The organism is Streptosporangium oxazolinicum, assembly GCF_039537505.1.
Lineage (GTDB): Bacteria > Actinomycetota > Actinomycetes > Streptosporangiales > Streptosporangiaceae > Streptosporangium > Streptosporangium oxazolinicum.
This window is the reverse complement of the sequence record NZ_BAABAQ010000004.1, coordinates 39,832-59,931: the sequence shown is the minus strand read 5'-3', so window position 1 is coordinate 59,931 and position 20,100 is coordinate 39,832. Positions and strand designations below refer to the sequence as shown.

The window sequence follows — 20,100 nt, the reverse complement described above, 5'->3', positions numbered from 1 at the left end:
GGCCCGCGCGCCCGGGGCGTTCACCCGGGGGCGCCGCTCCTTCCCGGGTTCATGGGGACGGGCCCCTCGTCCTCGTCATCCGTGTCGTCGTCCGGCCCGGGGTCCCTGGGAGCGGAGGCGAGCGGCTTGTCGCCCCGCCCGCCACGGCGCAGGCGGAGCACGAAGGTCGCCGCGAGCCAGATCAGGCCGATCAGGACCAGCCAGGGGAGCAGCACGCCCAGGAGCGTCAGGCCGATCTTGACGGCGGCGACGAAGGCGCTCCATCCCGTCTCCAGGCCGCCGAGGAAGCCGGACGGTTCGTCGTCCTCCTCCGGGATCACCGTCGCCGGGCCGACCAGGTTCAGCGTCAGCGTCGCCACGCTCGTCTGTGAGGCGAGGGTCTTCTGCCTGGCCTGCAAAGACTCCAGCTCGCTCTCGCGGTTGGAGACCTCCCGCTCGACCTCGAGCACCTCGCCGATGGTGTTGGCCCGCTTCAGCAGCGTGCGCAGCGAGTCGAGGGCGGCCCTGGCCGACTTCAGCCGGCTCTCCACGTCGGCGACCTGCTCGGTGACGTCCTCGGTGTTCTGCCGCAGCGACTCGCGGGTGCCCAGGTCCTTGCCCAGGCGGTCGAGCGTGCCGGGATAGTTCCCCGGCGGGATCTTGAAGACCAGTGTCGCGGAGCCCTCGCCGCCGGAGTGGGCGTCCGACCTCTCCATGGCCAGGTAGCCGCCCGCGGTGGTGACGATCTGCCGGGCCCTGTCGGCCGCGGAGGTGACGTCCTTGGCCCTGACCGTCATCTCCGCCGTGTAGACGATCGCCCGGTCCTGGGGGGCCACCTTCACCTGGGCGGTCTTCTGGGCGTCGCCCTGGGGGGCGGAGTCCCTGGCCGAGGCGTCCTGCGGGGCCGTCTCGGGCAGGGCCGCCCGTGCGCTGGAGGCGGGGGCGCCGCCGGAGGACGCGCTCTCCACGTCGGCGCCGCCCCCGCAGGCGGACACCAACAGCGCCAGGCCCACCAGGGGAGCCGCCAGGCGCGGACCGTACCGGAATCTGCTCATGAACCTCATGACGCCGGGTTCGGCGGAGCGGTTCGGCGAGAGGCAGTCACGATGGCGTCACGTTCTCCGCGCCGCCGGGTCACGGGGCGCCGAGGGCGCAAGGCGGGATACGCGGGCGGGAGGAGGGGGCGATACGGTCGGTAGTCATGGAAGGCAAGCGGAGGCACGTGGTGGTCGTCGGCGGCGGGATCGCCGGACTGGCCGCCGCGTGGCACCTGCGGCAGCGCGGCGAGCACCTCAGGGTGACCGTCCTCGACGGCGCCTCGCGGGTCGGCGGCAAGCTCCACGCCACCGAGGTGGCGGGGGTCACGATGGACGCGGGGGCCGAGGCGATGCTCGCCCGGCGGCCCGAGGGCAGGGAGCTGGCCGAGCTGGCCGGGCTGGGCGACGAGCTGAGGCTGCCCGGCACCATCCGGGCGGGCATCCTGACCAGGGGCGCGCTGCGGCCCATGCCGCAGGGGCACGTCATGGGCGTCCCCTCCGACGTCCTCGCGCTGGCCAGATCGGGCATCCTGAGCCCGGGGGGCCTCGCCCGGGTGCCGCTGGACCACCTCCTCCCGGCCACGCGCATCAGCACCGACGTGTCGGTGGCGGCGTACATCCGGGCCAGGATGGGCGGGGAGGTGGTCGATCGGCTCGTCGAGCCGCTGCTCGGCGGCGTCTACGCGGGCAGGGCCGAGTGGCTCTCGCTGGACGCGACCATGCCGAAGATCGCCATCGCGGCCAGGTCCGAGCGGTCGCTGCTCGCCGCGGCCAGGGAGATCGCCGCCGACGCCCCCAGGGACGCCGGGCCCGTCTTCACCACGCTGCGCCGGGGGATGGGCAGCCTGCCCGGGGCCGTCGCCGCCGCCTCGGGGGCCGAGATCAGGACCGGCGTCACGGTGCGGGAGCTGCGGCGGACCGAGGACGGCTGGCTGCTGGTCACCGGTCCCGTCCCCGCGCCGGAGATCGTCGAGGCCGACGCGGTGATCATCGCCGTTCCCGCCCCCGCGGCGAGCCGTCTGCTCGCCCGGGAGGTGCCCCGGGCCGCCGCGGAGCTGGGCAGGATCGAGTACGCCAGCATGGCGATCGTCACCCTCGCCTACCCGCGCGCGGCGTTCCCCAGGCCGCCGAGCGGCAGCGGCTACCTGGTCCCGGCCGTCGACGGGCGGCCGATCAAGGCCGCCACGTTCAGCTCGGTCAAGTGGCCGCACCTGACCGAGAGCGACCCCGGCCTGGTCCTGCTGCGCTGCTCGATCGGCAGGATCGGCGAGGAGGCCCTGCTCCAGCGCGACGACGCGGAGCTGGTCGCGCTGGCGATGGCCGAGATGGCCGAGGTCATGGGCGTGCGCGGACTGCCCCGCGACTCGCGGGTGACCCGCTGGGGAGGGTCCCTGCCGCAGTACGAGGTGGGCCACCTCGACCGGGTGGCCCGCATCCGGGCGTCCGCCGCCGACCAGCCGGGCCTGGCCCTGTGCGGCGCCGCCTACGACGGCCTCGGCATTCCCGCCTGCGTCGCCACCGCCCGTACCGCGGCGGCCCGGATTCTCGACCACCTGGATCCCGCGAGAGAATGGCAGAACAGCACCGATTCGTTGACAAAGGGGTGACGATGACGGACGCGAACCCGCGGCCCAAGGCGCGCGACCTGAACCAGGTGATCCGCTACACGATGTGGTCGGTCTTCAGGATGAGGGAGCGCTGCCCGGGGCACCGCGAGGGCATGGCCGCCGAGGTCGAGGAGCTCATGGCCCAGATGGGGCGCAAGGACGTGGTCACCCGCGGCCTGTACGACGTGGCGGGCTTCCGCGCCGACGCCGACTTCATGTTCTGGTGGCACGCCCCGACGGCCGAGGACCTGCAGGAGACCTACTCGCGCTTCCGCCGCACCGGCCTGGGACAGCTGACCGAGCCGGTCTGGTCGGCGATGGCGCTGCACCGCCCGGCCGAGTTTAACAAGTCACACATCCCGGCCTTCCTGGCCGAGGAGGAGCCTCGGGGGTACGTGAGCGTCTACCCGTTCGTGCGCTCCCTGGAGTGGTACCTGCTGGACGACGCCGACCGCCGCCGGATGCTCGCCGAGCACGGCAGGATGGCCCGCGAGTACCCCGACGTGCGGGCCAACACCGTCGCCTGCTTCTCGCTGAACGACTACGAGTGGATGCTGGCGTTCGAGGCCGACGAGCTGCACCGCATCGTCGACCTGATGCGTGTCCTGCGCGGCGCCGAGGCCCGGCGGCACACCCGGGTGGAGATCCCCTTCTACACCGGGGTCCGCAAGCCCCCGAGCGAGCTGATCGCCGCGCTGCCGTAGCCGTGAGCCGTCGTGAGCCTCCGTCGCGATGGGGGCTCCGGGGGTGGAGGCGCCGCTCCGGAAGACCATGGACCCCGCGAACCCGTGGGGTCCGGGAGTTTCGCGGGGGGAAGGACGTGTCTCCTGTGACGGCCCGGCGAAAAATAATCCGGTGAAGGTCTCTTTACCGTCCCGTGGTTTTGCCATACTCGGGGAAAATCCCCTGTCTATGTGAGGCCAAGGGTGAAAAGGGGCGAAGGTCTGGCACGGTCCAGGCGGCGTGCTCGGGGGCGCCGGAGGAAGAAGTCTCGCGCACACGTGCTGGAGGTCTCGGTGGCCGTCACCGCCTTCGCGGTGGGGGCTTTCGCGGTGAGCGGGTGGTTCTCCGGTGGGTCGGCCCCCGAGGGTGGTCCGGTCCGGGCGCCGGTTCCCGGCGGTGTGGCGGCGATGGCGCCGCCCAGGGCTCCGGCGGGCGGCGCGGTGGTGGCCGCGGAGGTGGACGGGAAGGACGCCAAGGACGCGGAGAGCGAGGAGGCGGCCGCGAAACGGTCCAAGACCGAGAAGAAACGCCAGAAGGACAGGGAGACCGAGGCGTCGGGACCGTCCAAGCACACCGACAAGAAGGCGGTGGCCTACTTCGAGAGCCGCAAGGCGACCAAGCGGGTCAAGGACATCCGCATGATCGGCGGCTATCTCCGGATATATACGGACCTGCCGGAGACGGCGGACAACTCGAAACAGGCGATCAAGCTCTGTGAGGCGGGCGTCGACTATCTCGTCGGAGAGCTCGGCGTGCCCAGCCCCGTGGTCTTCGTCCAGGCCGAGTTCGGGGAGAACGGCAACCCGGTCCTGGCCAACGTGCTCGGCCCCGACGACTCCGACTGCCGCCTCACCTATCCGCGGCCGCGATAGCCGGCACGGCGTATCGCCGGGATCACCCGGACCCTGGTCTTGCCGCAGACGGAGCAGCGCTGGGTGACCACCCGGCCGATGGTCTCGATGATCTCCCATTTATGGCGGAGATGCACGGGGGCTCCTTGGACGAACACGCTACGGATATATCCGGACACTATGCGTCGTCACGCCCTGCCCCTTCCGGTGGTTCACTAACCCTCCGGACGGGGTGGCCTGACTGTCCGAGCGCGTGAAGGCCCCGCCGGAGGTGTGATCCGGCGGGGCCTTCATGTCGGGCCGGTGGCTTACTCGACGGGCTCCAGTCTCAGCGAGACGGAGTTGATGCAGTAGCGGTCGTCGGTGGGCGTGCCGTAGCCCTCGCCGTGGAACACGTGGCCGAGATGGGAGTCGCAGGTCGCGCACCTGACCTCGACGCGGGTCATGCCCATCGAGCGGTCCTCGATCAGCGTCACCGCCTCGGACTTCGACGGCTCGTAGAAGCTGGGCCAGCCGCAGTGGCTGTCGAATTTGGTGTCGGACCGGAACAGTTCGGCGCCGCAGGCCCGGCAACTGTAGACGCCCACGGTCTTGGTGTCGACGTACTCTCCGGTGAAGGGACGCTCGGTCCCCGCCTGGCGGAGCACACGGAACTCCTCGGGAGAGAGCTGGACGCGCCATTCGGCGTCGCTCTTTACCACCTTGTCCATCCCGCCAGCCTATGCGGTCGCCGGAGCGGGCGCAGGGGCGGGCGGAGGAGCGGGCGGAGGGCCGATCCGGGAGGCGGCCGTACGTCCGACTCGCGACTGGAAAAATCTTGAAGGGCGAAGCATCCTATGATGACCGTTTTGGCGTCTTTAGGGGTATGGGGGGTGTTGCACCTTCCCGCTGAGGGGTGAAATCACCTGTCGGCCGTCCCGCGCTCCGCGGGCCGGCCACGAGGCCACCGTCCGGGTGGCGCGCCAGCACCTGGACATCGGTGGGGACGACAGGTGATCATGCGGTCCGTCCCGTCGAGTGCCCGGTCCCGCCGCCGTGGCGGCTCCGGGGCGGACCCACCCGTTCCGCCCGTCGTTCCCGATCGACGGGCGCGGCGCGCCTCGATCCCGCCGTGCGGCCCGGTTCCCCGTTGGCCTACGGTTGTCCCCGACCGACCGGCGGGCACGCGCCCGCGCCTCCCCGCACCCAGGACGGACTCCCTTGAGCGACCGCGACGACGATCCGGCCCCCGTCGACCCCCGCCCGGCGGGCCGCTCCCACATCGGGGTCAGCTGCAGCTTCGTCTGCCACGACGGCGGTGGCCGCGTCCTTCTCCACCTGCGCGGTCCCGGGGCGAGGGACAGCCGTGAGGTGTGGGACTCCGGCGCGGGCGAACTCGGGTTCGGGGAGGACTTCGAGGAGTGCGTCCGGCGCGAGGTGGGGGAGGAGTTCGGCGCCACCGTTCTGGACCTGGTCCAGGTGGGGGTGGCCAACGTGAGGCGGACCTCGGGAGACCTGCTGACGCACTGGGTGTCCGTCCAGTTCGCGGTGCTGGTCGACCCTCGGGAGGTCACGCCGTCGGAGCCGGACCGCATCGGGAGCCTGACCTGGTTCGGCGAGGGCGAGCTGCCGTCCGCCCTGCACCCCGCGCTGCCGGGCCTGCTCACCCGCGCGGCACCCCACATCGGCTGGTCGGCCGCGCACGCCTGAACGCGTGGCTCTCCCGGGCCCCGTCGCCGTATGTCCTCCCGCGGTCTGATAGGAGCGGTACGCCCGCGTCGGGGCCCGATGGGGTAATAGAGTGCATCTGGCACTCTTTGATCTTGAGTCGTTTCCTGGAGGATCGGATGACCACGGCTGACGGACGCTTCGGGCGGACGGGCAACCCTGAGGTGGACCGGCTGGCGGAGGGGTTCGACAAGCTCTCGGCGCGGTACGAGGGGATGCGCGCGGAGCTGGCCGACCTGCGGGCCCACGGCGAGGCGGCCGACGGGCTGGTGAAGGTGGAGGTCGCTCCCGGCGGGGCCCTGCTGGGCGTCGACATCAACCCCAGGGCCATGAGGCTGGGCTCCGAGGCGCTGGGAGAGGCGATCATGGAGGCCGTCGGGGAGGCCACGAAGGTCGCGGCCGCCCGGATGGACGAGGTGCTGGCACCCCTGCTCGGCGGCATGACGGGGTTCAGCGAGGCGTTGCAGGGGCGGATGCCCAGCCTTGACCCGGGCGCCGGTGTCTCCGCGGATCCGAGGGTCGCCGAGGCGCTGCGGAGCCTGCGGGAGATGCGCGACAAGTACGAGGTCTGACGCGGCCGTACACGAGGCGGGGCGGGAGCACGCCGCCCCCGCCCCGTGTTCACGATCAGGTGTAGGACCAGCCCTCTCCCGGCGACCTGACCGCGCTCCTGCGCGTGATGTCGTCGAAGTCCGTCTTGCCGTCCGTGCCGTCGCTGTCGAGGTTGGCCTGCGGCATGGGGAACTGATTGTCCGCGCTCATCAGCGCGGTCAGGTTGCCCATGCTGAAGATGACGGCCGCCGTCGCGCCGACGATCGCGTTGACCGCCGTGCCCATCAGCAGGAGTCCGGACGACTCCTGGGTGGCCTTGGCCACCGCCGCCACCACGGCGCCCTGCGCGGCGACCGGCGGCAGGGCCGAGGCCATCATCTGCTTGCCGATCAGCTCGGCGATCTCCGAGGCGATGATGATGCCCAGGAGGCTGTCGACGATCACCCCGGCGTTGTTGACGATCTTCTGGATGTCCGACTGGGCGCTCTGCACCGCGTTGGCCATCTGCAACGCGGCCGTCTCCAGCTGCTGGACCTCCTGGTGGACCACCCCCATGAACGTGTCGAAGGCCTTGCGGTCCTCACCCTCCGGCCAGGCGGTCTGGATCGCCTTGAGTTCGTTGTCCCACTCCCTGGTCCGCAGGTGCGAGAGCTTCAGGTTGATCGTGCGCCAGTCGTTGAAGACCTCGCTGATCGCCTCGTCGCCCCACGGCTGGGCGAGCAGCCATACGGCCGCCGCGCCCGCCGCGGGCTTCGCCAGTGTCCCGGCCAGCTGGATCTTCGCCAGGCTGGCGGCCCACGAGGGGCCGTACTTGCCCAGGAGCTTCATCCCGCCGATGACGGCACCCTCGGCCGCGGCGCCGGTGAGAGCCTCTTCGCCCGCCATGGGGCCTCCTTCCTGTCTGGTCTGTCCAGCTGTCTAGTCGGTGGGCCCCAGGTCCTTGCCCTTCGTCGCCCCTTCGAGGTCGGACCTGTCCAGCGCGATCTTGCCCGGGAGGTCGGCCATCTTCTGCGCGTCCTGTACGCGGGTGGCGGTCGCCAGCTCGGCCTCCCGGTAGTGGAGCACCACGCTGAGCAGTCCCGCGTTGATGCCGTCGAGGCATTTGACGAAGTCGGCGGCCTGCTTGGCCTGGTACTCGCGGGCCGGTGTGTAGTTGTTGGCCACCGTGACCGAGCCGATGACGCCCCACTGGAGGGGGTTGAGATGGGTGCCCCCGGCCAGGGTGTCGACCTGCTCGGCGATCGGGCGGAGGGTGTTGATCAGATCCTGGGTCGCGGCCTTGAGGGCATCGGTGTTGACGTCGACCACTGCGCGTCGGCCTCCTGGATGTCACGCGTGCCGCACCCCCGTGGCGCGACTCCGGCTTTCCTGTCCATGAACGAGGAGTAAACCAGGAGAATCAGCAGCACCACCGGTATCTTTCGATCTTTCTAACAAAGATCCGAAAAAGCCCGGTACGGACGAGCGGGGCTCGGCCGTACCGGGGAACCTCCAGGGGGCGTCCGCCTGGCGCGGGAGCGCGGACGGGAACGCTGGAGTTGCCGGAGTTTCGGTGTCAGGCGGTCCCGGTCTGTTCGCGGTGCCGGACGTACCGGGTGAAGAGGAACCCCTCGTCCTCCAGGACGTGGGCCAGGCGCAGGGGCGCGAGCGAGGGCGGGCCGTCGAGGACCCTGGCGGCGTCCCCGCCGATCAGTATCGGGCTCACCGTGAGGCAGAGCTCGTCGACCAGGTCCGCGGCGGCCAGCAGGGCGTTGACCTTCGGGCCGCCCTCGCACAGCATCCGGCCCAGGCCGCGTTCGGTGAGCTCCCGCACCGCCAGCGCCGGATCCACCCGCTCGCCCCCGGCCACGATCACGTCGGCGTGCCTGGCGGCCTCCTCGCGGCGTTCCCTGGGCGCGGCCTCGCAGGTGATGACGATCGTCCGCGCGTGCGGCTCCGCCTCGGCGAACAGCGGGCCCGACAGGTCGAGGTCGAGCCCACGGGTGATCACCGCCACCGGCGGGGCGGCCGGGCGGCCCTCGCGCAGCCCTCGCCACGACGGCCTGGGCCGTGCCGGGCCGTACCCCTCGGCCCGTACGGTCGCCGCCCCGGCCACGACGACGTCGGCCAGCCCGCGCAGCACCCAGAAGACCTGGCGGTCGCCCCTGCCCGACAGGTCGCCCGACAGTCCCTTCAGCCAGGTCCCGCCGTCGGCGCTGGCGACCATGTTGACCCTGAGGCACGGGCCGTCGGGGTAGGCGTAGGCCCGCGCGAGGTCGACCTCGGCGGAGGTTTCGGGATGGATGAGGCGCATTGTCCTACCTTCGCATGGAGGCCGCCCTACCTTCGCGCGCGCGTAGGTTGTCCTACCTTCGCACGAAGGTGACTTGTGAACTTTCCCGGCCTGGTCGATAACGGTTGTGATGGCTTGTAGTGACTTCGGATAACTCCCGATACATGATTCATCCCTGGAGACACGGGAGGGCTGTGTGGGGCTTGTCGCGATCGTGACATGGTTGATCACCGCGATGGTCGGGATCTACCTGTTGTACATCTGGCTTTCCGGGGGAGGGCTGCGCCAGCAGTCGACCAAGGTCACTCGCTTTCCGACCTTGCTGATCTTCGCTCATCCGGTCCTGGCGGTCTCCGCCCTGATCTGCTGGGTCGTCTACGTGCTCACCCTGGAGCCGCTCTTCGCCTGGCTGTCGTTCGGAGTGCTCTCGGCCTCCGCGCTGCTGGGCTTCACGATGTTCACCCGCTGGCTGGGCGGGGGCCGTCACGCCCGGGGCGCCGAGCAGCGCTTTCCCATGGTCGCCGTCCTGCTGCACGGCGCGGTGGGGGTGGTGACGTTCGTGCTCGTCCTGCTCACCGCCGCGATCGCGTCCGGCGTCTGAGGGACGTCTGAGGGGCGCGGAAGGTCCCTACAGGCGCGCGCAGCGCAGGATCCGCACCGAGCGCGCGGTCACCTCCACCGAGACCTCGGCGGGCCAGGACTCCTCGGAGAACGGGGACTCGCCCGGCCCCTCGTCGGCGGTGTCCAGCACGCGCTGCCACCGCTTGCCGTACCTCGCCTCGGGGAGGTTGAAGGACATGTCCTCGTGGTGGGCGTTGATCAGGAGCAGGAACGAGTCGTCCGCGATCCGCTCGCCGCGCGTGCCCGGTTCGGTGATGGCGTCGCCGTTCAGGAAGACGGTCAGCGACTTGGCGTAGCCGGTGTGCCAGTCACCGGCCGACATCTCCTCCCCGGCCGGGGTGAGCCAGACGATGTCGCGGGTCCCGTCGTCGGCCTTGTGGCCGTGGAAGAAGCGGCGCCGCTGGAACACGGGGTGCTCGCGCCGCAGCTTGGACAGGCTCCTGACGAAGCCGAGGAGGTCCGCCTCGCTCCTGACCATCGACCAGTCGACCCAGGAGGTCTCGTTGTCCTGGCAGTAGGCGTTGTTGTTGCCGTGCTGGGTCCGGCCGATCTCGTCACCGGCCAGCAGCATCGGCACGCCCTGGGAGATGAACAGGGTGACCAGGAGGTTGCGGCGCTGGCGGCGGCGCAGGTTCACGATCTCCGGGTCCTCCACCGGACCCTCGGCCCCGCAGTTCCACGACCGGTTGTCGTCGGTGCCGTCGCGGTTGTTCTCCTTGTTGGCCTCGTTGTGCTTGCGGTCGTAGGAGACCAGGTCGGTCAGGGTGAACCCGTCGTGGCAGGTGACGAAGTTGATGGAAGCCACCGGGCGGCGCCCCGAGATGGCGTAGAGGTCGGCGGACCCCGTCAGCCGGGAGGCGAACTCGGGCAGCGCGGACCCGCTCCCGCGCCAGAAGTCGCGCACGCTGTCGCGGTACTTGCCGTTCCACTCCATCCACAGCGGCGGGAAGTTGCCGACCTGGTAGCCGCCGGGGCCGACGTCCCACGGTTCGGCGATCAGCTTCACCTGGGAGATCACCGGGTCCTGCTGGATCAGGTCGAAGAAGGCGCTCAGCCGGTCGACGTCGTGCAGCTCGCGGGCGAGGGCGGAGGCCAGGTCGAACCTGAAGCCGTCCACGTGCATCTCCAGCACCCAGTAGCGCAGCGAGTCCATGATCAGCTGGAGGGCGTGCGGTGAGCGGACGTTGAGGGAGTTCCCGCAGCCGGTGTAGTCGAGGTAGTAGCGCCGGTCGCCGTCGTGCAGGCGGTAGTACGCCTGGTTGTCGATGCCCCGGAAGCCCAGCGTGGGCCCCATGTGATCACCCTCGGCGGTGTGGTTGTAGACCACGTCGAGGATGACCTCGATCCCCGCCTCGTGCAGTGCCCGCACCATCGCCTTGAACTCCGGCACCTGCTCGCCGCGCTGGCCCGAGCCGGAGTAGGCGGCGTGCGGGGCCAGGTAGGCGATCGTGTTGTAGCCCCAGTAGTTGGTCAGCCCCCGGGCGACCATCGCGTGCTCGGGCACGTACTGGTGCACCGGCATCAGCTCCACCGCGGTGACGCCCAGGCTCAGCAGGTGGTCGATGACCGCCGGGTGGCCCAGCCCCGCGTAGGTGCCGCGCTGCTCCTCGGGCACCGCGGGGTGGCGCATCGTGAGCCCGCGCACGTGCGCCTCGTAGATCACGGTCTGGTGGTACGGGGTCCGCGGCGACCTGTCGTTGCCCCACTCGAAGAACGGGTTGATCACCACGTTCTTCGGCATGAAGGGGGCGGTGTCCTCGTCGTTGCGGTTGCCCGGGTCGGTGAACCGGTACGAGAACATCGCCTCGTTCCACTTCACGTCACCCTCGACGGCCTTCGCGTAGGGATCGAGGAGCAGCTTGGAAGGGTTGCACCGCTGCCCCTGGGAGGGGTTGTAGGGGCCGTGGACCCGGTAGCCGTACCGCTGTCCCGGCATGATCCCCGGGAGGTAGCCGTGCCACACGAACCCGTCGACCTCGGTCAGCTCGACGCGCTCCTCGCGGCCGTCGTCTCCGAAAAGGCAGAGTTCGACACGCTCCGCTACTTCGGAGAACAATGAGAAGTTGGTACCCACGCCATCCCAGGTGGCGCCGAGTGGATAAGACTCTCCCGGCCAGACCGCGCGCATGTAACCCCATTCTCCTCTGGTCAAGGCTCCCTTTGTGCAGGGTGTTCTCGCCCCTGTCACTTTAAGGTGGTATTGAGGAGTTTCGTATCCGGGGTATGGCGTGCTTTCCGTACCTACCGTTTCCGTACGCGCCACGTGACCACGCGTGTCCGGCGGGACACGCGTGGCCGCGAGGCCGCCGTGACCGGCCCGCCGCCGACCACCCAGGGTGACCGGTTCGAGGCGACCGCCCTCCCGGGTGGGTGTTCGGCGGAGCGGTTCGTCTCGGTCAGCCCGATCGGGCGCGTACGGCCGTGATCAGCTCAGCAGCTCGGCGTTGAGGCTGATCGTCGTGCCCGAGAGGGCCTTGCTCACCGGGCAGTTGGCCTTGGCGGTCTCGGCCGCCTCCTGGAACTGCTCGGCCGTCAGGCCGGGAACCTGGGCGCGGACCGAGATGACGATCCCGGTGATGCCCTCACCCGGCTGGAAGGTCACGTCGGCCTTCGTCTCCACGGTCTGGGGCGGGGTGCCGGCCTGGGCCAGCCCGTGGGAGAGGGCCATCGAGAAGCAGGAGGAGTGGGCGGCCGCGATGAGCTCCTCCGGGGAGGTCTTGCCGTTGGCCTGCTCGGCGCGCGAGGGCCAGGACACGTCGAACGTGCCCACCCCGGAGGAGTCGAGGGAGACGCTGCCCGAACCGTCGAGCAGCGCGCCCTTCCACTGAGTCGTCGCGGTACGTGTCGTCGCCATGGCGATTGTCCTTTCGATCATGAACCGTTGGCCATGACCGACCCTACTCGGCGCCGTCGCCCAACCGTGTCCCGGAGCACCCGTTACCCCGGGCGCGCCACGGAAACCGCACGCCGGAAGTCGGACGCCGCACGTCGGGAGCCGGATGTCGGACGCCGTACGTCAGTACGTCAGAAGGAGGCGCGGTCGACGAGGGCGTCCAGATGCAGACCGGCGGGCAGGGTGCCGAAGGCGCGGCCCGCGTCGCCCGCCAGGCGGGAGACGCAGAAGGCGTCGGCCACGGCCGGGGGAGCCAGCCGCACGAGCAGGGAACCCTGCAGCACCAGCGCCATGTCCTCGGCGACGCGCCGGGCACGGACCTCGAAGTCGGTGGTGTCGTCCAGGGACTTGCGCAGGCGGTCGGCGGCGGCGTCCAGGTGCCGGTCGGTCCCGGCGGCGAGCGAGACCTCGGCGAAGAACGCCTCCCGCGCCTCGGGCTCGCGGCCCAGGGCGCGCAGCACGTCCAGCGCCGCGACGTTCCCCGACCCCTCCCAGATGCCGTTCAGCGGTGATTCGCGGAACAGGCGGGGCATCTGCGACTCCTCGACGTAGCCGTTTCCGCCCAGGCACTCCAGCGCCTCCGCCGCGTGGACCGGAGCGCGCTTGCAGATCCAGTACTTGCTCACGGCCAGCGCGGTACGGCGCAGCGCGGCCTCGGCCTGGTCACCGGCGATGGCCCGGTCGGTGGCCCCGGCCAGCCGCGTCATCAGGACGGTCGCGGCCTCCGACTCCAGGGCGAGGTCGGCCAGGACGTTGCGCATCAGCGGCTGGTCGGCCAGCTTCCTGCCGAACGCGCCGCGGTACCGGGTGTGGTGGACGGCCTGCGTGACGCCGTACCGCATGCCGGCCGCGGAGCCGATCACGCAGTCCAGCCGGGTCATGTTGACCATCTCCAGGATGGTCCGCACTCCCCGGCCCTCCTCGCCCACCAGCCAGGCCGTCGCGCCGTGGTACTCCACCTCGGCGCTGGCGTTGGACCTGTTGCCCAGCTTGTCCTTCAGCCGCATCAGGTGGACGGCGTTGCGGGTGCCGTCGGGAAGGACGCGGGGGAGCAGGAAGCACGACAGCCCGCCGGGGGCCTGGGCGAGGACCAGGAACACGTCGCACATCGGGGCGGAGTTGAACCACTTGTGGCCGGTCAGGGCGTAGCTCCCGTCGCCCAGCGGTTCGGCGCGGGTGGTGCCGGCGCGCACGTCGGAGCCGCCCTGCTTCTCGGTCATCGCCATCCCGGCGAGCACGCCGCGCTTGCCGAGCGGCGGGCGCAGCCCGAAGTCGTAGCTCCGGGAGGCCAGCAGGGGCTCCCAGTCGGCGGCGAGCGCCGGGCTGTGGCGCAGTGCGGCGATCGAGGCGTAGGTCATCGAGATCGGGCAGCCGTGCCCGGCCTCCACCTGGCTCCAGACGTAGAACTTGGCGGCGCGGGCCACGTGCGCGCCCGGCCTGGCGCTCGACCACGGGGTGGCGTGCATGCCGTTGTCGACGGCGACGGCCATCAGCTCGTGCCAGGCGGGGTGGAACTCCACCTCGTCGATCCGCCGCCCGTACCGGTCATGGGTCCGCAGGACGGGCGGGTGATCGTTCGCCAGCCGTCCCCACTCCTGGGCCTGCTCGGACCCGGCGAGGAGGCCCAGCCGGTGAAGCTCCCCGGTGGCCCACCCCGCGCCCTCGCGCTCCACCCCGTCCATCAGGGCGGCGTCGGCGGACACGTCGTGCCCGGTGAGCGGGTGAGCCTGGTTGAAGACGTCATGGGTCACGTGCGGCCTCCGGTAACTCATCCGGCTCGTCGCCGGCTTCTGCGCCTATCTCAACATCCTTCCGGAGGAAGGTTGCCCTTTATGGGGCGCTATATCCGATTTTCGTCCGCAGAAGGACACCGGCCGCCGGAAGTTCACCCCGCCGTACGCGCCCGGCACCGGCCCACACCGAAAGATCCGCGCTCTCGGCCATGCCGAACGACCCGCGTCGGCCTCGATGGCGCCGAACGGGTCCGCGCTCGCCCCGGCGACGCCGAAGCGCGCGGGGCAGGGCGAGGCGAGGTGGGGCGGGGCCGGGACGAGGGGCGGGCGGCCGGGCGGGGTGCCCGGCCCTCGGGCTACGGGTTCTTGACCAGGTCGCGGATGTAGTCGTCGTCCTCGTCGCTCTCGGCGAGCACGCGGTCGGCGCCCCGCTGGGCCCGCGCGTCGCCCCGGGTGGCCAGGCCGCGGGTGGCCTCGGCGACCGTGTTCAGGTCCTCGTCGTCGAGCCTGGCGGCCAGCGCGTCGCGGATCCGCTCGCTGTCCTCCGGGCTCTCCGACAGACCCGCCAGGCCCATGGTGGCCCAGTCGCGTACCTCCGCGTCGGGGTCCTCGGTCATGGAGACGAGCAGCGCGAGCCCCTCGGCGTGGCCCGGTGGCAGGACGGCGGCGAGCGCGGCCGGGTCGGCCTGGGTGCGGGTCCAGCCGTCGGCGGTGATGATCTCCAGCACCTCGGGCAGGGCGCGCGGGTCGGCGTGGTGGCCGAGTGCGCCGAGCACCGAGCGCAGCACCCGCTCGTCGCCCTCGGTGGCCGCCATCCGGCGCAGGATCGGCAGCGCCTCCTCCAGGTACGGCTTCTCGGCCTCGGTGAAGCCGAACTGGGCGATCACGTCGACGGCGAACTCGCGCTTGCGCGGATCCTCGTTCGCGCACAGCCGCGTCGCCGCGTCGAAGGTCTCACCGTCGCCGCGCCTGCTCAGCGAGCTCGCCACGGTCCACCAGGTCTCGGCCTCCTCGTCGATGTCCCGGTACGGCATCGCCCGCTCGACCAGGTCGTCGAACGGCAACCGCTCGCCCGTGGCGTCCTCCAGCAGGGTGGCGACGGCCGCGTGCCCGCGCTGGCAGGTGAGCTCGGCGACGCGGGTCCCGTCGGGGCCCACCGCCGCGACGGTCACCAGGTCGGTGCCGTCCTTCGCCCTGCTGCGGCCCACGACGAACTGCGAGTCCTCGGGGACCTGCCCGGTGAGCTGCTCCAGGAGCGCGCTCTCCAGCTGGGTGCCCAGCCAGTCGTAGGCGATGGACAGCGGCGTGTCGCCGTCACCGTCGGGCCGGTCGGCCTCGACGCCCTTCCGCAGCAGTTCCTGTACGACGCCCAGGGCGCCGCGCCGGGTGGCCAGGGTGAGCGCGGTGTCGCCGCTCTCGTTGGCGTCCTCGGGGCTCGCCCCTGCGGCGAGCAGCGCGTGGACCGCGCCCGCCCGCCCGTTGGCGGCGGCCCAGAGCAGCGCGGTCCACCCTCCGGCCTCCCGCCCGGACACGTCGGCTCCGGCGGCCAGCAGCGCCTCCAGGACCTCGACACGGTCCCAGGCGGCGGCCGCGGACAGGGGCAGGCCCTCGTCCTCGCCGCCGCTGATCCGGTTGGGGTCGGCTCCGTGGGCCAGCAGCGCGCGTACGACGGCCACGCGGCCCCGGGTCGACGCCAGGTAAAGGGCGGTGGGCTCTTCCGCGCCGTCGGGGTCGGCGCTCGTGCCGCTCCGCAGCAGCCGCTCGGCCCGCTCGGCGTCGTTGGCCGCCACCGCGTCCAGGAGTTCTCGGTACATGCCTCCGGATCATATGGCGTGCCTCCCCGGCTCGGCCGTACACCGGCCCCGCGCCCCGGCGAGGAGGCGTCATCCGATGTGTTTATCGGGCTTCCTCCCCCTGAGGGATCCTCTATTCGAACAACTCGCGATATGTTGTGAGTTATGAATAATCCCGGGGAAATGCGGGTCTCGGACGCGGAGCGGGAAGCCGCCGTCGAGTGGTTGCGGGTCGCCTCCGTCGAGGGCCGCCTGACCCTCGGGGAGCTGACCGAGCGCACCGAGGCGGCCTACACCGCCGTCACCCAGGCCCAGCTGGCGGTGCTCACCGCCGACCTGCCCGGCGGACGCCCGGCGCCCGCACCCGCCTACTCCCCGCCCCCGGCGTCGCCGGGCGGCCAGGTGCGGCGCTGGTTCGTGGCGGTGATGAGCAGTTCCAAGCGGCGCGGCAGCTGGCGGATCGACAAGCCGCTCGGCGCCGTCGCCGTGATGGGCGACGTCCTGCTGGACCTGCGCCAGGCCGAGGTCCGCACCGGGGGAGTGGTCGACATCATGGCCACCGCGGTCATGGGGAACGTGAAGATCATCGTCCCGGACGGGGTGGACGTCCAGCTCGACGGCATCGCCGTCATGGGGGACAAGAAGGTCCAGGTCGTCGAGGCGCCGCCGGGCACGAACGCGCCGCTCGTCCGGGTCACCGCGTACGTCCTCATGGGGGACGTCAAGGTGGTCGGGGACTCCAGGACCAAGCCCCTCAAGAAGGCCATCGCCGCCTGGCGGAAGCAGTGGGACGAGCTGCGCGTCGAGCTCACCGGCGAGTACGGCCACTACCAGGCCGGACCGGGTCCCCACCAGGTTCACCCCTCCCACCAGGAGCATCCGCACTCGTGGCCCCCGGCGCCGCCCCAGCCTCCTTACCCTCCTCAGCCACCTCGCCCTCCTCAGTCACCCGGCTACTGACGGCCGACCGCTTCTCCCACCACCGCACCCGCGCCCGCCGTCACCCACCCCCCGAGCCACCCGGGTCACCCACGCGCTCACCCCGGCCTCGTCCCCCTCCCGGCTCCCGCCCCGCCACCGAGGCCCGTTCCTCCGCTCTGAGCCGCCCGCGCGCTCACCCCGGCCTCGTCCCCTTTCCGGCTCGGTGAGCTTCCGGACACGTGCAACGTCTCGGGATCTCTCAGACGTAGTGCTCGGTGACAAACACCGAACAGTGAGGATCCCCCGATGCGAGATCGGGCTGACTTCGAGCACTACGTGGAGCAGCGCTCGGCCCGCCTGTTACGGACCGCCTACCTGCTGTGCCGCGACTGGGGCACGGCGGAGGACCTGTTGCAGACGGCCCTGGCCAAGGCGTGGCTCGCCTGGCGGAGGGTGGGCGACGATCCGGACCCGTACGTCTACCGCATCCTGGTCAACACCCACGCCACCTGGTGGCGGCGCAGGTGGCGGGGAGAGGTGCCGAGCGAGATCCTCCCGGAGGCACCGGACGGCGACGCGATGGACGCGGTGGTCACGCGGGAGGCGGTCCGGCAGGCCCTGGCCGGGCTTCCCGGCAGGCAGCGGGCCGTGATCGTCCTGCGCTACTTCGCCGACCTGCCCGACCAGCGGATCGCCGAGATCCTCGACTGCTCGGTGGCGACCGTACGCAGCCAGGCCAGCCGGGCACTGCGCAAGCTGCGCGTCGATTCCGCGGTCGTTACCGCCATCACCACGGGGAGCTGAGATGACGATCACCGAATCCGAGCTGCGCGAGATCCTGAACGGGGACGAGGGCGAGGGTCACAACAGGGGCGTGACCATCGCCGGTGTCCACCGGCGCGTCCGCGCGATCAGGCGACGCCGCCGTTGGACGGCGGGTGGCGCGGTCGCGGTGGCCCTCACCGTCGCGGTGGCCCTCAACCCGCCCGCGGGCGGCGTCACGGACGGCCTGGACGTCTGGACCGGCGTCATGGCCAGGCCCTCCCCCAGCGTCCCGACGACGTCACAGCCACTGGGGGGACCCTACCCCGGTGACGAGGTCGCGAGCAGCACCTACAGGACCGGCGGGAAGCGCGAGGAACTCCGGATCGGATCCGGGAACAAGCCCTTGCAGGTGGCCATCCGCTGCTCCGGGCCGATGCGGCGGGCGCTCGTCTGGATCGGCGACGGCCCTCCCCAGCTGCACCTCTGCGGAACCGGTCCCGAAGGACACACCACGGCGATCTTCAGGGAGACCGTGGGCGTCAACGCGATCCCGGGCGAGGATCGCCCGGCCGGGAAGCAGGTCGTGTCCGCGGTCATACTGCCCGGCGTGGTCGAGGAGGAGGCCGTCTTCGAGGGCTGGGAGGAGCAACTCGCCGAGGCGCGGCCCTTCGCCCTGCAGTGGTCGCTCACGGTGTGGGAGATGGTCTCCCCGGTATGCCGGGACAACGTGCGCCAGGTGGATCCGCGCACCGGGGAGATGGTCCGCCTGAGCTGCGAGGGGGGAACCACACCGCCGAGTGGTTCCTGAGATCCGTGCGGCTCCGCCCCCGCCGGGCTCAGGCCGTGGCGAGCACCGGGTGCCGGTGCACGGCCCGCTCGTAGCGTTCGAGCAGCACCGCCGCGACCTCGGGGGCGGCGCCCAGCACGTCGGCGACGGCGTCGGCGCCCGCTGCCAGGGTCTCGCGGCGGATCCTGTCGGCGAAGTGGCCGGGGGCGAGCAGGTAGGGGGCGACCACGATCCGGGAGACCCCCGAGCGCCGCAGGCGCAGCACGGCCTCCTCGGGGGTGGGTCCGGCGGCCGAGGCGTAGGCGGCGGTCACCGACCGCCAGCCGCGCAGCCTCGCCCAGTCTCCGGCGATCCCGGCGACCGTCGCGTTGGCCCGAGGGTCGCTGGAACCGGCCGAGACCAGCACCACGGCGGTGCCGGGCTCGCCGGGCCGCACCCCGGCCTCGGCCAGGCGCCGCTCCAGCGCGGTGACCAGCAGCGGGTGCGGGCCCAGCGTGGCGCCCGCGCGCACGCGCAGCAGGGGCCTGCGGGCCGTCGCCTCGGCCAGCGCGCCGGGGATGTCGACCCGGCTGTGGTAGGCCTCGGTGAGCAGCAGCGGCAGCACCGCCGCCTCGGCCAGCCCCGACAGCGCCGTGGGAAGCGTCGGGGAGGCGTGGTCGAGGTAGGCGGTGCGGACGAGGAGCTCGGGCCGCGCCTCACGTACCAGGTCGAGCAGGGCCTCCACCGTCGCGGCGGCGCGCGGGTCACGGGACCCGTGCGCCACGGCGACCAGCGGTGTCCCGGGAGCCGTGCCGGTGGCCCGCCACGTCATATGTGGAGCCCGCACTCGGTCTTGCCCATACCCGCCCAGCGACCGCTGCGCGGGTCCTCTCCCGGGGCGACCTGGCGGGTGCAGGGGGCGCAGCCGATCGAGGGGTAGTTGTCGTAGTGCAGCGGGTTGATCAGCACCCCGTTGTCGGCCATGTAGTTGTCGACGTCCTCCTGCGTCCACCGGGCGATCGGGTTGATCTTCACCATCTGGCGCTTGGCGTCCCACTCGACGACCTTGACTCCGGCGCGGGTGACGGCCTCGTCGCGGCGAATGCCGGAGACCCAGGCGAGGTACGGCTCCAGGGCGCGGTTGAGCGGCTCGACCTTGCGCAGGTAGCAGCACAGGTCGGGGTTGCGGCCGAACAGGCGCGGGCCGAGGTCGCGCTCCTGCTCGGCCACCGTGCGCGACGGCTTCACGTCGATCACGTTCACGTCGTAGACCTGCTGGACGGCGTCACGGGTGCCGATCGTCTCGGCGAAGTGGTACCCGGTGTCGATGAAGAGCACGTCCACGCCGGGCTTGACCCGGCTGACCAGGTCGATCAGCAGGGCGTCGCTCATGGAGGCGGTCAGGCAGAGCCGGTCGCCGAAGGTCGCCGCCGCCCAGCGGATGATCTCGAGGGCCGAGGCGTCCTCAAGGAACCGCGCGGCCGACTCGACGATCTCCTGCAGGTCGAGCGTCCCCCGCTGCTGACGTAATCCGACTTCGATGTCCACCAGTGTCATCGCTCGCTCACCCAATCCTGATTCGCCGCGCGGGCAGGTCGTGCCTCGCGGACATCCGCGCTCGTCGTCGTGCCGGAACCCACCGTGCGGGCCGTACGAACCGCGGTGACCTCGCCGGTCACCGTGGCCGTCACGTTCGCCGCGCCGGATTCGCCGCGCGTCACGAGCGCACCCCGATTCCGAGAAACTTCAGCTTGAAGGCGCGCACGCACGACCGGCAGTACCAGCCGCCGTCGCCCTCGTAGGGCTCCAGGTCTTCCTCACCGCAGTACGGGCAGTGGAAGGGAACGGCTCGCTCGCTCATCCGCTCCTCCTCGTCCCGT

General features: G+C 71.5%; 24 protein-coding genes. 10 read left to right on the top strand and 14 right to left on the bottom strand.

Annotated features, from left to right (window positions below):
- Window positions 1-20: 20 nt before the first annotated feature.
- The gene (locus ABD817_RS13245; protein WP_344918160.1) at window positions 21-1,034 is read right to left on the bottom strand and encodes a DUF4349 domain-containing protein; all 1,014 of its coding nucleotides are present in this window, start codon (window positions 1,032-1,034) and stop codon (window positions 21-23) included.
- A 146-nt stretch (window positions 1,035-1,180) separates the two neighbouring features.
- Between ABD817_RS13245 and hemG the strand changes: the two genes are divergently transcribed.
- From hemG to ABD817_RS13230, 3 genes are all read left to right on the top strand, one after another.
- Window positions 1,181-2,623 (top strand): protoporphyrinogen oxidase, encoded by a 1,443-nt coding sequence (hemG, locus tag ABD817_RS13240; protein ID WP_344918159.1) that lies wholly within the window; start codon window positions 1,181-1,183, stop codon window positions 2,621-2,623.
- A 2-nt stretch (window positions 2,624-2,625) separates the two neighbouring features.
- Window positions 2,626-3,327 carry a hydrogen peroxide-dependent heme synthase gene (hemQ, locus tag ABD817_RS13235; protein WP_344918158.1) on the top strand — a complete coding sequence of 234 codons (702 nt, stop codon included), beginning with the start codon at window positions 2,626-2,628 and terminating at the stop codon, window positions 3,325-3,327.
- Between the two features lie 297 nt (window positions 3,328-3,624).
- A complete protein-coding gene (locus ABD817_RS13230) occupies window positions 3,625-4,218 on the top strand; it encodes a hypothetical protein (RefSeq protein ID WP_344918157.1) in 594 nt (197 codons plus the stop codon).
- On the opposite strand, the gene ABD817_RS13225 is transcribed toward ABD817_RS13230, so the two are convergent.
- On the bottom strand, window positions 4,200-4,334 hold the full coding sequence (locus ABD817_RS13225; RefSeq protein WP_344918156.1) for a hypothetical protein: 135 nt from the start codon (window positions 4,332-4,334) through the stop codon (window positions 4,200-4,202). The two genes, ABD817_RS13230 and ABD817_RS13225, sit on opposite strands and share 19 nt — an antisense overlap.
- 171 nt (window positions 4,335-4,505) lie before the next feature.
- On the bottom strand, window positions 4,506-4,907 hold the full coding sequence (msrB, locus tag ABD817_RS13220; RefSeq protein WP_344918155.1) for a peptide-methionine (R)-S-oxide reductase MsrB: 402 nt from the start codon (window positions 4,905-4,907) through the stop codon (window positions 4,506-4,508).
- A gap of 490 nt (window positions 4,908-5,397) precedes the next feature.
- Here msrB and ABD817_RS13215 point away from each other — a divergent pair, with 490 nt between their 5' ends.
- Window positions 5,398-5,886 (top strand): NUDIX hydrolase, encoded by a 489-nt coding sequence (locus ABD817_RS13215; protein WP_344918154.1) that lies wholly within the window; start codon window positions 5,398-5,400, stop codon window positions 5,884-5,886.
- Between the two features lie 137 nt (window positions 5,887-6,023).
- The gene (locus ABD817_RS13210; RefSeq protein ID WP_344918153.1) at window positions 6,024-6,476 is read left to right on the top strand and encodes a YbaB/EbfC family nucleoid-associated protein; all 453 of its coding nucleotides are present in this window, start codon (window positions 6,024-6,026) and stop codon (window positions 6,474-6,476) included.
- Window positions 6,477-6,531: 55 nt separating this feature from the next.
- Here ABD817_RS13210 and ABD817_RS13205 read toward each other — a convergent pair whose 3' ends face one another.
- From ABD817_RS13205 to ABD817_RS13195, 3 genes are all read right to left on the bottom strand, one after another.
- On the bottom strand, window positions 6,532-7,341 hold the full coding sequence (locus tag ABD817_RS13205; protein WP_344918152.1) for a hypothetical protein: 810 nt from the start codon (window positions 7,339-7,341) through the stop codon (window positions 6,532-6,534).
- Between the two features lie 33 nt (window positions 7,342-7,374).
- A complete protein-coding gene (locus ABD817_RS13200) occupies window positions 7,375-7,764 on the bottom strand; it encodes a hypothetical protein (protein ID WP_344918151.1) in 390 nt (129 codons plus the stop codon).
- 247 nt (window positions 7,765-8,011) lie between these two features.
- A complete protein-coding gene (locus ABD817_RS13195; protein WP_344918150.1) occupies window positions 8,012-8,749 on the bottom strand; it encodes a pyrimidine reductase family protein in 738 nt (245 codons plus the stop codon).
- A gap of 175 nt (window positions 8,750-8,924) precedes the next feature.
- On the opposite strand from ABD817_RS13195, the gene ABD817_RS13190 reads away from it, so the two are divergent.
- Window positions 8,925-9,329, top strand: coding sequence for a hypothetical protein (locus ABD817_RS13190; RefSeq protein WP_344918149.1), 405 nt, complete (start codon window positions 8,925-8,927; stop codon window positions 9,327-9,329).
- Between the two features lie 27 nt (window positions 9,330-9,356).
- On the opposite strand, the gene glgX is transcribed toward ABD817_RS13190, so the two are convergent.
- Window positions 9,357-11,477, bottom strand: a complete 2,121-nt coding sequence (gene glgX / locus ABD817_RS13185) for a glycogen debranching protein GlgX (protein ID WP_344918148.1) — start codon at window positions 11,475-11,477, stop codon at window positions 9,357-9,359.
- Between the two features lie 135 nt (window positions 11,478-11,612).
- On the opposite strand from glgX, the gene ABD817_RS13180 reads away from it, so the two are divergent.
- Window positions 11,613-11,774 carry a hypothetical protein gene (locus ABD817_RS13180; protein WP_344918147.1) on the top strand — a complete coding sequence of 54 codons (162 nt, stop codon included), beginning with the start codon at window positions 11,613-11,615 and terminating at the stop codon, window positions 11,772-11,774.
- Here the strand turns inward: ABD817_RS13180 and ABD817_RS13175 are convergent, their stop codons facing one another.
- The 3 genes from ABD817_RS13175 to ABD817_RS13165 all read right to left on the bottom strand — a co-directional run bounded on the left by ABD817_RS13175 (window position 11,775) and on the right by ABD817_RS13165 (window position 15,789).
- Window positions 11,775-12,203: an OsmC family protein gene (locus tag ABD817_RS13175; protein ID WP_329083919.1), complete on the bottom strand. Its 429-nt coding sequence runs from the start codon at window positions 12,201-12,203 to the stop codon at window positions 11,775-11,777. It abuts the gene before it with no gap.
- 170 nt (window positions 12,204-12,373) lie between these two features.
- Window positions 12,374-14,014, bottom strand: coding sequence for an isovaleryl-CoA dehydrogenase (locus ABD817_RS13170; protein WP_425583331.1), 1,641 nt, complete (start codon window positions 14,012-14,014; stop codon window positions 12,374-12,376).
- 317 nt (window positions 14,015-14,331) lie between these two features.
- Window positions 14,332-15,789, bottom strand: a complete 1,458-nt coding sequence (locus ABD817_RS13165; protein ID WP_344918145.1) for an ankyrin repeat domain-containing protein — start codon at window positions 15,787-15,789, stop codon at window positions 14,332-14,334.
- A gap of 162 nt (window positions 15,790-15,951) precedes the next feature.
- Here ABD817_RS13165 and ABD817_RS13160 point away from each other — a divergent pair, with 162 nt between their 5' ends.
- The 3 genes from ABD817_RS13160 (at window position 15,952) to ABD817_RS13150 (ending at window position 18,262) form a co-directional block, all read left to right on the top strand.
- Window positions 15,952-16,728: a DUF1707 SHOCT-like domain-containing protein gene (locus ABD817_RS13160; protein ID WP_344918144.1), complete on the top strand. Its 777-nt coding sequence runs from the start codon at window positions 15,952-15,954 to the stop codon at window positions 16,726-16,728.
- A gap of 267 nt (window positions 16,729-16,995) precedes the next feature.
- Window positions 16,996-17,493, top strand: coding sequence for a SigE family RNA polymerase sigma factor (locus ABD817_RS13155; RefSeq protein WP_344918143.1), 498 nt, complete (start codon window positions 16,996-16,998; stop codon window positions 17,491-17,493).
- 1 nt (window position 17,494) lies between these two features.
- Window positions 17,495-18,262, top strand: a complete 768-nt coding sequence (locus ABD817_RS13150; RefSeq protein ID WP_344918142.1) for a hypothetical protein — start codon at window positions 17,495-17,497, stop codon at window positions 18,260-18,262.
- Window positions 18,263-18,290: 28 nt separating this feature from the next.
- Here ABD817_RS13150 and ABD817_RS13145 read toward each other — a convergent pair whose 3' ends face one another.
- From ABD817_RS13145 to ABD817_RS13130, 4 genes are read right to left on the bottom strand one after another with little or no spacing between them, the layout of a single operon-like run.
- Entirely contained in the window at window positions 18,291-19,052 is a 762-nt protein-coding gene (locus tag ABD817_RS13145; RefSeq protein ID WP_344918141.1) for a sirohydrochlorin chelatase, read from the bottom strand.
- On the bottom strand, window positions 19,049-19,777 hold the full coding sequence (locus ABD817_RS13140; RefSeq protein ID WP_329083912.1) for a phosphoadenylyl-sulfate reductase: 729 nt from the start codon (window positions 19,775-19,777) through the stop codon (window positions 19,049-19,051). The genes ABD817_RS13145 and ABD817_RS13140 overlap by 4 nt, the downstream gene beginning before the upstream one ends.
- Entirely contained in the window at window positions 19,774-19,941 is a 168-nt protein-coding gene (locus ABD817_RS13135) for a hypothetical protein (protein ID WP_344918140.1), read from the bottom strand. Before ABD817_RS13135 ends, ABD817_RS13140 begins: the two co-directional genes overlap by 4 nt.
- Window positions 19,938-20,081, bottom strand: a complete 144-nt coding sequence (locus ABD817_RS13130; RefSeq protein WP_012893136.1) for a hypothetical protein — start codon at window positions 20,079-20,081, stop codon at window positions 19,938-19,940. Before ABD817_RS13130 ends, ABD817_RS13135 begins: the two co-directional genes overlap by 4 nt.
- Window positions 20,082-20,100 lie beyond the last annotated feature (19 nt).

Coding starts and splice junctions, on each gene's coding strand:
- ABD817_RS13140 (WP_329083912.1), bottom strand. CDS start 19,777: ATGACACTGGTGGACATCGAAGTCGGATTACGTCAGCAGCGGGGGACG.
- hemG (WP_344918159.1), top strand. CDS start 1,181: ATGGAAGGCAAGCGGAGGCACGTGGTGGTCGTCGGCGGCGGGATCGCC.
- ABD817_RS13155 (WP_344918143.1), top strand. CDS start 16,996: ATGCGAGATCGGGCTGACTTCGAGCACTACGTGGAGCAGCGCTCGGCC.
- hemQ (WP_344918158.1), top strand. CDS start 2,626: ATGACGGACGCGAACCCGCGGCCCAAGGCGCGCGACCTGAACCAGGTG.
- ABD817_RS13245 (WP_344918160.1), bottom strand. CDS start 1,034: ATGAGCAGATTCCGGTACGGTCCGCGCCTGGCGGCTCCCCTGGTGGGC.
- ABD817_RS13165 (WP_344918145.1), bottom strand. CDS start 15,789: ATGTACCGAGAACTCCTGGACGCGGTGGCGGCCAACGACGCCGAGCGG.
- ABD817_RS13175 (WP_329083919.1), bottom strand. CDS start 12,203: ATGGCGACGACACGTACCGCGACGACTCAGTGGAAGGGCGCGCTGCTC.
- ABD817_RS13145 (WP_344918141.1), bottom strand. CDS start 19,052: ATGACGTGGCGGGCCACCGGCACGGCTCCCGGGACACCGCTGGTCGCC.
- ABD817_RS13210 (WP_344918153.1), top strand. CDS start 6,024: ATGACCACGGCTGACGGACGCTTCGGGCGGACGGGCAACCCTGAGGTG.
- ABD817_RS13130 (WP_012893136.1), bottom strand. CDS start 20,081: ATGAGCGAGCGAGCCGTTCCCTTCCACTGCCCGTACTGCGGTGAGGAA.
- ABD817_RS13160 (WP_344918144.1), top strand. CDS start 15,952: ATGCGGGTCTCGGACGCGGAGCGGGAAGCCGCCGTCGAGTGGTTGCGG.
- msrB (WP_344918155.1), bottom strand. CDS start 4,907: ATGGACAAGGTGGTAAAGAGCGACGCCGAATGGCGCGTCCAGCTCTCT.
- ABD817_RS13205 (WP_344918152.1), bottom strand. CDS start 7,341: ATGGCGGGCGAAGAGGCTCTCACCGGCGCCGCGGCCGAGGGTGCCGTC.
- glgX (WP_344918148.1), bottom strand. CDS start 11,477: ATGCGCGCGGTCTGGCCGGGAGAGTCTTATCCACTCGGCGCCACCTGG.
- ABD817_RS13170 (WP_425583331.1), bottom strand. CDS start 14,014: ATGAGTTACCGGAGGCCGCACGTGACCCATGACGTCTTCAACCAGGCT.
- ABD817_RS13150 (WP_344918142.1), top strand. CDS start 17,495: ATGACGATCACCGAATCCGAGCTGCGCGAGATCCTGAACGGGGACGAG.
- ABD817_RS13195 (WP_344918150.1), bottom strand. CDS start 8,749: ATGCGCCTCATCCATCCCGAAACCTCCGCCGAGGTCGACCTCGCGCGG.